The sequence below is a fragment of the Bacillus sp. 105MF genome, assembly GCF_000374885.1.
Lineage (GTDB): Bacteria > Bacillota > Bacilli > Bacillales > Bacillaceae_G > Bacillus_A > Bacillus_A pseudomycoides.
Window position 1 is genome coordinate 239,754 of the sequence record NZ_KB895565.1, and the last position, 12,120, is coordinate 251,873.

The 12,120-nt window shown below is 34.2% G+C and carries 11 protein-coding genes and 1 pseudogene; all 12 read left to right on the plus strand.

All coding sequences use genetic code 11. The features are described from left to right. The first annotated feature begins 116 nt into the window (after window positions 1-116). The 12 genes and pseudogenes from C564_RS0101290 (at window position 117) to C564_RS0101345 (ending at window position 11,963) form a co-directional block, all read left to right on the plus strand. Entirely contained in the window at window positions 117-311 is a 195-nt protein-coding gene (locus C564_RS0101290) for a hypothetical protein (protein ID WP_003196093.1), read from the plus strand. 24 nt (window positions 312-335) lie between these two features. Next, window positions 336-647 (plus strand): hypothetical protein, encoded by a 312-nt coding sequence (locus C564_RS0101295; protein WP_003196094.1) that lies wholly within the window; start codon window positions 336-338, stop codon window positions 645-647. A gap of 545 nt (window positions 648-1,192) precedes the next feature. Next, window positions 1,193-1,552, plus strand: coding sequence for a class Ib ribonucleoside-diphosphate reductase assembly flavoprotein NrdI (gene nrdI / locus C564_RS0101300; protein WP_006094109.1), 360 nt, complete (start codon window positions 1,193-1,195; stop codon window positions 1,550-1,552). Further along, window positions 1,539-2,237: pseudogene (locus tag C564_RS0101305) on the plus strand (ribonucleotide reductase N-terminal alpha domain-containing protein); the annotation flags it as partial. The gene nrdI and the pseudogene C564_RS0101305, both read left to right, overlap by 14 nt. 240 nt (window positions 2,238-2,477) lie before the next feature. After that, window positions 2,478-3,113 (plus strand): hypothetical protein, encoded by a 636-nt coding sequence (locus C564_RS0101310; protein WP_018764172.1) that lies wholly within the window; start codon window positions 2,478-2,480, stop codon window positions 3,111-3,113. 172 nt (window positions 3,114-3,285) lie between these two features. Continuing rightward, window positions 3,286-4,674, plus strand: coding sequence for a ribonucleoside-diphosphate reductase subunit alpha (locus C564_RS33265; RefSeq protein WP_003196099.1), 1,389 nt, complete (start codon window positions 3,286-3,288; stop codon window positions 4,672-4,674). 181 nt (window positions 4,675-4,855) lie between these two features. Then, window positions 4,856-5,824 carry a class 1b ribonucleoside-diphosphate reductase subunit beta gene (nrdF, locus tag C564_RS0101320; RefSeq protein WP_003196100.1) on the plus strand — a complete coding sequence of 323 codons (969 nt, stop codon included), beginning with the start codon at window positions 4,856-4,858 and terminating at the stop codon, window positions 5,822-5,824. Window positions 5,825-6,239: 415 nt separating this feature from the next. Continuing rightward, window positions 6,240-7,589, plus strand: a complete 1,350-nt coding sequence (locus tag C564_RS0101325; protein WP_018764173.1) for an APC family permease — start codon at window positions 6,240-6,242, stop codon at window positions 7,587-7,589. Between the two features lie 223 nt (window positions 7,590-7,812). Further along, the gene (locus tag C564_RS0101330; protein WP_018764174.1) at window positions 7,813-9,111 is read left to right on the plus strand and encodes a Glu/Leu/Phe/Val family dehydrogenase; all 1,299 of its coding nucleotides are present in this window, start codon (window positions 7,813-7,815) and stop codon (window positions 9,109-9,111) included. An 18-nt stretch (window positions 9,112-9,129) separates the two neighbouring features. After that, complete coding sequence (locus tag C564_RS0101335) at window positions 9,130-9,420, plus strand: SAV0927 family protein (protein WP_018764175.1); 291 nt, start codon at window positions 9,130-9,132, stop codon at window positions 9,418-9,420. 27 nt (window positions 9,421-9,447) lie between these two features. Continuing rightward, a complete protein-coding gene (locus C564_RS0101340; protein ID WP_018764176.1) occupies window positions 9,448-9,696 on the plus strand; it encodes a hypothetical protein in 249 nt (82 codons plus the stop codon). A gap of 137 nt (window positions 9,697-9,833) precedes the next feature. Continuing rightward, window positions 9,834-11,963, plus strand: coding sequence for a sigma 54-interacting transcriptional regulator (locus tag C564_RS0101345; RefSeq protein ID WP_018764177.1), 2,130 nt, complete (start codon window positions 9,834-9,836; stop codon window positions 11,961-11,963). Window positions 11,964-12,120 lie beyond the last annotated feature (157 nt).

A 12,120-nucleotide genomic window follows, 5' to 3' on the forward strand; every position in this document is an offset into this window, starting at 1 on the left:
TTGATTCAGTATAGATGAACCGTTATGGTAGTATATGATACTTGCTGTGAATGTAAGAAATTTAACATTGTCGACTTGTGAAAGATAGGATAAAATATTGCAGAGAGGTGAAATACATGGATAAACAATTAGCAAATACAATTTTAGATCAACTGAAAAATGGAGAGATAGAAGAGTATATTGTAACTAAGGATGTATTTTATACGTTTCGTGAGGTTGTAGTAAATCGAGAAGATTTTAAACATTTCAGTGGGAATGCACAGCACGGCGGGAAAATTATTTATACATATATAGAAACACCGCGTTCTTAATAGAAGGAAAAGGAGAGGAGAATTATGGGAGAATTTAAACAAGGTATTTTACCGCACTGGGACTACATGTGGAAAGATGGTACAGGAAAACGATTCGTAGGAATGGTTATGTTTCCTGAGAAACGTACAGAAGAAGTTATAGAAAAATTGAAAGTAGCATATGAGCAAGAAATTCACATTCGAGCAACTGTGAAATTTCAGCATATGAATCAATATGTAGAGGGAATGGTTGTATATTTTGATGAAGAAGCGCCAGTATTTACAATGCAAGATAAAGACGAAAATTTTCATCATTTATTTATAAAGGATATTTTACGTATTGAACATTGCGAATGAGCGGTGCTTTGTGTACAGTCTTTTTAAAATTCTCATCACACTAACGAATAAATTGGTGTGCCATAATAATTGTCCTTTTCATTACAATAATATGTTTTATTGTGTAACAAAAAAGAAAGTATATGTACTCGATTTAATAAATGTTTAATCCACAAGAGAGAGAATTCCTTACTTGTGTGATCTGAATAATGTGTAACCGGTTTCGAACAGATTATCTCGTGAATTCTGTTCTTTTTTATGTGATGCTGGAGAAATATATTTCTCCAGCATTTACTGTTTTTTGACAAAACATATTGATAACATTTTTGTAAATATGATTAAATTCGTTGACAACTTTTTCGAAAAGCACTTTATTGACATGAGTTTTAGAATGTTGTTTCATAGTCTTTGTATTGAAAAAAAGGACTTGTCATGTCGAAAAGTAAAAGTTAAAAAAAGAAAGAATTTATACATATATCTTGTGTCTTGTTTTGAAACGTACTACAATATATAGAGAAATCACGAAACGACATCTAGATATTAAAGAAAGAAGGGGAGGGTCGGAAATGTTAGTTGCATATGATTCTATGACAGGAAACGTGAAGCGTTTCATCCACAAATTAAATATGCCGGCCGTTCAAATTAATGACGATCTAGTATTAGACGAAGATTTTGTTCTTATTACGTATACAACAGGTTTTGGAAATGTGCCGGAACGTGTTTTAGAATTTTTAGAACGCAATAATGCAAATTTAAAAGGCGTATCTGCAAGTGGCAATCGCAACTGGGGAGATATGTTCGGAGCAAGTGCAGATAAAATCTCATCCAGATACGAAGTACCTATTGTATCAAAATTTGAGTTATCTGGAACAAATAAAGATGTAGAATATTTTAAAGAAAGGGTGCGGGAGATTGCGACACATTGAACTGAATAATGAAATCACGCAAATGCAAGACGGTTTCTACCAGCTTCATAAAGATAAAGAAGCATTAGAAGTCTTTATGGAAGAAGCGAGAGCGAATACCGTTCATTTTGATAGCGTGGCAGAGCGAATCGAGTATATGAACAAGCACGATTACTATTACAACGTTCTGGACGAGTATAAGTTGGAGGAAGTAGAGGAAGTATACAACGTTGCATACGGTGAAAACTTCGAGTTCCAATCTTATATGGCGGCATCTAAGTTTTATAAGGATTATGCATTAAAAACAAATAATCAAAAACAATACTTAGAAAGCTACGAAGATCGTGTATCAATTGTGTCATTATACTTAGGACGCGGTGATGTTAATAAAGCAAAACAATTTGCAAGCATGATTGTAAAACAAAACTACCAACCAGCGACACCAACCTTTTTGAATGCAGGAAGAAGCAGAAGAGGAGAAATGGTGTCTTGTTTCTTGTTAGAGATGGATGATAGCTTAAATTCGATTGGATTTAATATTAATACGGCGATGCAGCTATCAAAAATTGGTGGCGGAGTCGCTTTAAACCTTTCTAAGCTACGCGCACGCGGTGAGCAAATTAAAGGTATTGATAACGCAGCAAGCGGTGTTGTACCAGTTATGAAATTGCTTGAAGATTCGTTTTCATATGCGAATCAGTTGGGTTAACTTATGGCTCAACTATAAAACCGGGTCAATTGCTGGAACGCCTGAGTATATCTAGGTAGGATACTACGAAGAAATTACGTAGCGCCCCCTAAAAATCCAAGATTGCAGGAAATCAGCAGCCGAGCTCCTAAGTCTATTAGATAGGGAGAAGGTTCAACGACCAAGTGGCTATGTAGGTGACTATATAGCTCGAACCTGGCTTCTCAAACCAACCAAATTCAAAGGGTGTATCCAGTTATGGGGAGAAAAAAGAGCTTTATAACAAAAATATGTCCTATTTGTAAAAGTAAATATGAGGTTAATCAGAATAATAAAAGAGAGATGGAACGATCCAAAACGTGTGGAATATTAGAGTGTCGGAAGAAGCTTGCACTTATTAATACAAACTATAATTTAATATGTTTTGGATGTGGAAAATCATTTGTAGGAAAAAGGATAAATCAAAAGTTTTGTAGTAAGAAATGTCAAACTAAAAGATATAAATTAGTTTGTGTTATATGTGCGAGTGAATTTTATTCTGATAAAAGTGTAACAAAAACATGTTCGCATGAGTGTAGGTGGACATTGAATAGAAGTCAGCTTGTAAATTTAATATGTTCTTACTGTGAAACCCCTTTTTCTAGGCCAGCATATACTGTTAGAGATTCAAAAGTTTTTTGTTCAAAAAGTTGTAATAATAAATTTTTTGTGGAGCTGAATTACGGCACAACGAACAAGTATGGGAAAAACTGGTCCAGGATGCGAGAGTATATGTTTGAGTTTTATGATTTTCGTGGTCAAAGGTGTTTAGAAAAATATGATATAAATACACTAAGATTACATCACATTATTCCATTCCGTTTTTTGAAAGCTTTGATCAAGCAAACCTTATGATGAATTTATTGCCACTTTGTGATTTATGTCATATTCATGTACATCAAACATACGATGAGTGGTTAAACAAAGAATTTGGTGAGAAGAAGATATGGTCTGAACTCTATAGCGATATAGAGAGGATAGCAGAAATGACTATCCCCCATACGTTTTAAAGGTATGGAGTAACAATATGCAAAGAAAAGGTGCCGGAGCAGTATATTTAAACATTTTCCATTGGGATATTATAGAATTCCTCGATACAAAAAAAATAAATGCCGACGAGAAGAGCCGTATTCAGTCCCTATCAATCGGTATTATCGTTCCGAGTAAGTTCTTTGAGCTTGCAGAGAAAAACGAACCATTCCATGTTTTCGCACCTTATACAGTATATAAAGAGTACGGAAAACATTTAGATGATATAGATATTGATGAAATGTATGATGAACTGATGAGTAATCCGAATGTGAAGAAGAAGCCACTTGATATTAGTGCACGTGATATGCTCATTAAAATTGCTATGATTCAGCTTGAGTCTGGTTATCCATACTTAATGTTTAAATCAAATGCGAACAAACAACATCCGTTAAAGGATATTGGAACTGTGAAGATGTCAAACCTTTGTACGGAAATCTTCCAGTTACAAGAAACATCTGAAATTAATGACTATGGTACAGATGACATTATCCGCCGTGATATTAACTGTAACTTAGGATCATTAAACATTGTAAACGTAATGGAGAATAAAGAAATTCGTGAAGCAGTTCATGCAGGAATGGAAGCATTAACAGCTGTTTCTGATATGACTGTTATTCCAAACGCGCCGACTGTGAAAAAAGCAAATGATGAGCTTCATTCAGTTGGACTTGGTGCTATGAACTTACATGGATATTTAGCGAAAAATAAAATTGCTTATGAAAGTGCAGAAGCGAAAGAATTTGTTCGTACATTCTTTATGATGTTAAATTACTACTCCATTGAAAAGAGTATGGGTATTGCGAAAGAAAAGGGCGAAACATTTAAAGACTTCGATAAGTCGGATTATGCAAATGGCTCATACTTTGAAAAGTATGAAACAACAGACTATAGTCCTGTAACTGATAAAGTACAGCAGTTATTTGAAGGAATCTATATTCCAACAAAAGAAGATTGGACAAGTCTAAAAGAGGAAGTACAGAAGCACGGTTTATACAACTCATATAGATTGGCTATCGCTCCGACACAATCGATCAGTTACGTGCAAAATGCAACTTCAAGCGTAATGCCGATCGTAAGTCAAATTGAGTCAAGAACGTATGCAAATGCGACAACATATTACCCAATGCCGTATTTATCAAAAGATACGTTCTGGTATTATAAATCTTCTTACGATATGAATCAGTTTAAACTAATTGATTTAATCGCAGAAATTCAAGAGCATATTGACCAAGGAATTAGTACAATTCTTTATGTAAATAGCGATATTTCTACGCGTGAATTAGCACGTTATTACATCTATGCACATAAAAAAGGTCTAAAGAGTTTGTATTATACAAGAACACGTAAGTTAAGCGTGGAAGAGTGCGTTGCTTGTACAGTTTGATGCAAACTATAATTGATTGATATACAAAATAAAGAGTAAGACATCATGAGCAGGGTTTTTCTGACCCTGCTCATGCTTAGTTATAAAATTTAAGACGTCTAACATGCGGTTAAGTTTTCATTACAAACTGAAAGCTTTACCGCATGTTAGAAAAGCTTATTGATAGAGAAGGGGCGATTCAATGCGCGCGGTAAACTGGAACAAAAAAGAAGACGATTTTAGTTTAATGTTTTGGAAGCAAAACATCGCTCAGTTTTGGACAGAAGAAGAAATTGCGGTATCTTCTGACAAAAATACTTGGGTGCAATTATCAAAAGAAGAGCAAATTGTGTATAAGCGTGTATTAGGTGGTTTAACACTTTTAGATACAAAGCAAGGCGGCGAAGGGATGCCACTTGTACTTGTTCATCTTGAGAATTTGCAAGCAAAAAGTGTATTAGCTTTTATGGGTGCTATGGAAGAAGTACATGCGAAGAGTTACAGTCATATCTTTACGACACTCGCAACGGAAGAAGAAATTGATGAGATCTTTGAATGGGTAGATAGCCATCCATTGCTTGAGAAAAAAGCAGGTATTATTACAGGTTACTATCGTCGTTTATTGAAGCCACAAGTAACGAAAAAAGAATTATACATGGCTATGGTAGCAAGTGTATTCTTAGAAAGTTACTTGTTCTATAGCGGATTTTTCTATCCGCTTTACTTAGCAGGACAAGGAAAATTAACAGCGAGTGGTGAAATTATTAACTTAATAATTCGTGACGAGTCAATTCACGGCGTATTCGTTGGTATTTTAGCACAGCAAATCTTCGCGGAATTTTCTGCAGAAGAACAACAAGAGGTGCAAAAAGAAACACAAGAGTTATTGATGGAACTGTATGAAATTGAAATGGCATATACAGAAGAAATTTATACATCCATTGGTCTTGTTGAAGATGTAAATCGTTTTGTTCGTTACAATGCGAATAAAGGGCTTATGAACTTAGGATTAGAACCACGCTTTGAGGAAGAAGAAATTAACCCAATCGTATTAAACGGTTTACGTACAGATACGAAAAACCATGATTTCTTCTCTGTAAAAGGGAATGGTTATGTAAAAGCAACAAATGTTGAAAAGTTATCAGACGATGATTTCGTATTCGATTTTTAATAGATAAGATTGAAAAAGCTGTCTTTCATATAAAGGCAGCTTTTTTGTTATGAATAGTTTACATAATGTTATTATCTCATGATAAGTTTTTATTCGCCGACGGATTAAAGTTTCACTTCATTTGTATTTATTGGTATGAGAGATTGAATAAGTTATGTCAAAATGAATAGAAAATTAACGAAGCAATTAGAAAAATAATCCCACCTGTAATTTCATTGGAGCATAAAAAAATATGGCTGTTTAGTAAATTTTTTAACAAAGACAATTTTGGCTCAAAAATTGCATGAATATTTAAAAAATAAAGAAAGGGGTTTTGTAATGCATTATATAACATATACGGTTCATTGAAAGCGTTTTCCAATTAGTTATCAATCTTTACATGGAAATTAGATAGAGAAAGTAGGAGGAATGATAGGTGGGAAAAGTAGTTGGTTTAAAACGTTCATTAGGACTTTGGTCAATTGTTATGCTAGGCATTGGGTATATGACACCAATGGTAGGATTTGATACATTTGGAATCGTTTCTGAAAAAACGGGTGGGCATGTTCCTGGAGCTTATCTTATTGCATTAGCAGGGATGTTATTTACAGCTGCAAGCTACGGAAAAATGGTAAAGGTTTTTCCTACTGCGGGATCTGCTTACACTTATACACAAAAGACAATTAGTGCAAGGCTTGGGTTTCTTGTTGGATGGTCAGCATTATTGGATTATTTGTTTTTACCAATGGTGAATGCACTATTAACAAGAATTTATATGTCGGCACTTTTTCCAAGTGTTCCAGATTGGGCATGGGTCATTGGTTTTGTTCTACTTATTACACTTATCAATATTATTAGTGTAAATGTTACTGCCAATTTCAACACGTTCTTAGTAACATTTCAAGTGCTAGTAATGGTTGTGTTTGTAGTTCTCGTTATAAAAGGATTGATAGCAGGAGAAGGAACTGGAGAAGTCTTTTCCATTCAGCCGTTTTTTCAATCAGATATACAAATATCACCGTTAGTTGCAGGGGCAACAATTCTTTGTTTTTCATTTTTAGGTTTTGATGCAGTAACTACATTTTCAGAAGAAACACCAAACGCAAAGAAGACGATTCCTCGAGCTATTTTTCTTACTGCTTTAATTGGCGGAATTTTATTCATTGTCACTACGTACTTTACACAATCCTTTTTTCCAGATGCATCCGTATTTAAAGATCAAGAATCAGCAGCTCCAGAAATTGCATTATACGTCGGAGGAAAATTATTTCAAACTTTCTTTTTAGTAGGAACATTTATGGGAACAATAGCATCAGGCTTAGCTTCTCATACAAGTGTATCGCGATTATTATACGTAATGGGGCGAGATAATGTAATTCCGCAGAAGATATTTGGATACATTCATCCTCGCTTGCGAACTCCAGTATATAACATTATTTTTGTGGGAATTATTGCGCTCTCTGCTATGTTTATTGATTTAGAAACAGCAGCATCTCTTATTAACTTCGGAGCGCTTATTGCATTTACATTTGTTAATTTATCTGTAATTGCCTACTATGTTATAAAGCAAAAAAGATATAAAACAACAAAAGATTTTTTAAATTTCTTAGTTATGCCTATTTTAGGTGCAGGTACAGTGGCTGTATTATGGTTTAACCTCAATATTCATTCGCTTATTCTTGGACTTAGCTGGGCTGCCATTGGAATCGGTTATCTTTTATATATTACGAACATGTTTCGTTCAGCACCTCCGCAAATGCACTTTGAAGAAGTGCAGGAAATGTAAAATAATAAAAAACATCGGGATTTATCCGGTGTTTTTTATTTTGTAGAGGCTACAAGTATGCAATAATACATAAATCATTCAACTATTCATAAAGAACGTGAGACATTTTGTAAATAAGAGAAAGAGTTGAGGTTGAAACGATAATATAAACATTATATTTCCAGTTGGCACGATTATTGCTTTATAAAACTAGTAAAAATAAATAAATAAATGAGGTGTTATCGTGGCAATTCAATCAGAAAAAGAGGATGTAATACAATCTATTCAAGAAAAAGTTGAGTCGGAAAATGCTTTAGAGGAATTTCAAGCCATATTAAAAGAAGCACTCCATGTTTTGCATTATCCAGAGGAAGTATTCGAGTTTCTTAAGAAGCCGATGCGTTTTTTAGAAGTAAGTATTCCTGTTCGAATGGATGATGGAACAACAAAGGTATTTCAAGGATATCGTGCTCAGCATAATGATGCAGCAGGGCCAACAAAAGGTGGTATCAGGTTTCATCCAGATGTTACAGCAGAGGAAGTAAAAGCGTTGGCCGGATGGATGAGCTTAAAATGCGGAGTTACAGGACTTCCATATGGAGGAGCAAAGGGCGGAATTATTTGTGATCCGCAGAAGATGAGCTTTAGAGAATTAGAGTCACTTAGCCGTGGCTATGTAAGAGCAGTGAGCCAAATTGTTGGACCTACTAAAGATATTCCAGCTCCTGATATGTATACAAATGCTCAGATTATGGCTTGGATGCTGGATGAGTATGATCATATTAGGGAATTTGATTCTCCTGGTTTTATTACTGGAAAGCCGTTAATGCTAGGAGGATCACAAGGACGAGAAACAGCTACTTCTAAAGGGGTATTATACACGCTCCAATTAGTGAGTGAATTAAAACATATTCCAATTCAAAATATGCGGGTAATCATTCAAGGGTTTGGAAACGTTGGAAGTCATTTGGCAAAATATTTATATGATATTGGTGTGAAAGTAGTAGGAGTATCTGATGCTTTAGGTGGCATTTATAACTCAGACGGTCTAGATGTTCCTTATTTATTAGAGAATCGAGATTCTTTTGGTGTTGTATCGAACCTCTTTAGTAAAACAATCTCTAACCAAGAGTTGCTAGAAAAAGAATGTGATGTACTCATTCCAGCAGCAATTGGAGGAGTAATTACGAAACATAATGCAGAAAGACTTGGGTGTAAGATTATCATTGAGGCTGCAAATGGTCCGACAACGAAAGAGGCGATAACAATATTAGAAGAGAAAGATGTTTTAGTTGTTCCGGATATTTTAGCGAACTCTGGAGGTGTTATTGTTTCTTATTTTGAGTGGTGCCAAAATAACCAAGGATATTATTGGACAGAGCAATATGTAGACCAATGTTTAAAAGAAAAAATTACATCTAGCTTTTCTGATGTATTTAACACTTCAAAACGGTTTGGGGTAAATATGAAAATTGCTGCTTATATAGAAGGGGTTCGTAAAATTGTAGAAGCGTCGCGTCTAAGAGGATGGTTGCATTTTTAAGCTAAAGGGAGGAATCAAATGAAACTGGACATTTTATTAGAACAAATTGAAAAGCAACCAATTGGTTATTACTGTATTATGTCGAATCATCATCGCTATGATATAGCAGTCACGTATTCACAGCAATTTTTTGGAAAAGCAATGGTCACATCTATTCAAAATGGAAGAATGCTTTTATTAAGTCAGGAAGATATCGAAGAAGAGCAATACTGGGCACCTAAGCTAGGAATTGAAATAGAAGATGTAGAAGATTTTCAAAGCTTTTTTCATATGATTCTCCAGTCACAAATGTTGGCAGAGCAATATTAATAGAATAAAGGAAGGGAATGATTTATTTTGTATTATGAAATAGTTACGAGCCCATGCTATGGAACAGTTGAAAAAGTTGCTATTGATAAGGACTCTCGAATTTATGAATGGGAACCACTGTTTGCGATTAAAAATATGAATGGTAAGTTGGAAGTAATTAAAATGGGATGTAGTGGAGAAGTACAATCTTTAGAAGTAGAGACAGGAGATAAAGTAATCCCAGGGATGGTATTAGCGTATATTCAAGAAGATATTTTAATTAGTGGTAGTGATTAATTTTAGGGAGGAAGATGGAACTATCCATCTTCTTTTTTTATTAAAGTAAGTAAAAAGTATATATTGTCAGATTAATTAAAAAAATCCAATTTTAATGATACAATACAAGTTAAGCAGTTTAAAGGAGGAGTAACAAAATGTTTTCCATTGCTCATGATAAAATTAGACCTATTGTTTCCATATCGATCGATCAATCTGAACAGGAATGGAATATAGACGCTGAAAATATGAAAGAATCTTTTCTGTTTTTTAAAAGAGAAGATCAATTATCTGCATACGTCCATGTTAAGGAGCTGCTATCAAGAAGTGAGCGCTTAACGACTAAAATGTTACTTTCAAATGCTGTTTCATTAGATACAATATGTCATCTTAGCAAAAATATTTCCTTAACAGCTCTCTTTCAAATTATTGGGGCACCTATTGCCATAGTGAAAAATGAAAGAGGAGAGTTAACGGGATACATAAGAAGAGAAGATGTTTTTGCAGAACTATTTAAACAAGAAAATAAAAGTGTGGATCTACTGAAAATTATTTTAACTTCTATTCCAATGGGGATTTTTGTAGTAGACCGTGAAAAGAAAATTGTAAATTGTAATGAATCTGGTTTGAAGATGATTAAATCTACTCCTGAAAAAGTAATGAATGCACCAGCAGAACAGATTTTTAATGGGGAACATATTAACAATGTATTTGCAACAGGAAAAACGATCTTAAATCAATTACAAATAACAAATGAGATGGGAGTATTAGTTGACTACAGTCCTATACCAAGCTTTGATCAAAGAATCGAAGGAATGGTTATTATTGTGCAAGATTTACCGATGGTTGAGGATATGGCTATGGAAATTGAATATATAAAGGATTTAAATAAAGACTTACATGCAATTTTATCTAGCATTTATGATGAAATATTAGTAGTTAATCATAAAGGGGAATTAATCCGTTATAGTGAAACCGTTATCAATGATTTTTGGGGAAGAGATTTGAAGGATCTTTTAGGAAAAAATTTGTTAGACTTAGAGAAAAAAGGGCTATTTAGTCCATCAGTTACACGATTAGTGTTGGAACAACAAAAAAAGGTATCGATTGTACAAGAGACAAAAAAAGGTAGAAAGATTTTAGCCGTTGGAAATCCTGTGTTTAATGAAAATGGAGAGCTTCATCGTATTATTATTGCCTCAAGGGATATTACAGAAGCAACGCGATTAAAGACGGAATTGCATGAGATAAAAAAGATATCCGAACAATATAAGAAAGAGTTGGACAGCTTTAAAAATAAAGATCGCTTTCTTAAGAAACTTATTTATTGTAGTCCGAAAATGGAGCAAATTATTACTCAAGCAAAAAAAATAGCTGATTTTTCTTCAAATGTTCTTATTTCTGGAGAATCAGGTGTTGGGAAAGAAGTGATTGCACAAGCGATTCATCAACTTGGAAACAGATCTTCAAAGCCATTTTTAAAATTAAATTGCGGTGCGATTCCAGAGACATTGTTAGAAAGTGAACTGTTCGGCTATACGAAAGGTGCTTTTACTGGTGCTGATAAAAATGGAAAAGAAGGGTATTTTAAGCGGGCGGATCAAGGAATTTTATTTTTGGATGAGATTGGAGAAATGCCTTTACATCTGCAAGTAAAATTACTCAGAGTATTGCAAGAACAAGAGGTAATTCCAATTGGAAGCACAATACCTACGAAAATCAATGTTCAAATTATTGCCGCGACGAATAAACGTCTTGAAAAAATGGTGGAAGCGGGCACGTTCCGGGAAGATTTATTTTATCGCTTAAATGTCATCCCACTGCAAGTTCCACCGCTTAGAGAACGAATGGAAGATGTTCCACTACTCGCGTTTCATTTTTTACAAGAGTTAAATGAAAAATATAATAAAAACTATCATTTAACTCCTGATGCACTAAATTTACTAGAGTTTTATTCATGGCCAGGAAATGTAAGAGAATTACAGAATATGATTGAACGTTTAGTAGTATCGGCAGATGATTCAGTCATTGATGCTGAATTTGTTAGTAAATTCCTTAATCCTGGATATGATTTTAAAAAATCAAAGCCAGTGATTACAAGAGTTTTGCCACTACAAGAAGCATTGCATTCTGTAGAAGAACAATTAATTTTACTTGCAATGAAGCAGTATAAAACGACAACAAAGGCAGCAAAGGCTCTTGGGATAAGCCAGTCTTCTGTTAGTCGTAAATATCAAAAAATCATGAATGAAAAGGAAATAGCAATTGATACAATTTCGTATTTTTAAAGGAGAAAGGGGGGAGTCTACATAGACTGCCCCTTCTCTTTGTTGTAATTATGCGAAATGTAATAATCTATGCAAAAACGCATAACTTTGTATAGGTTATTTAAGGAAATCGTCAGTTTTTTTATGATTGCTTCGTATTTCAAATGTTGGCACAATT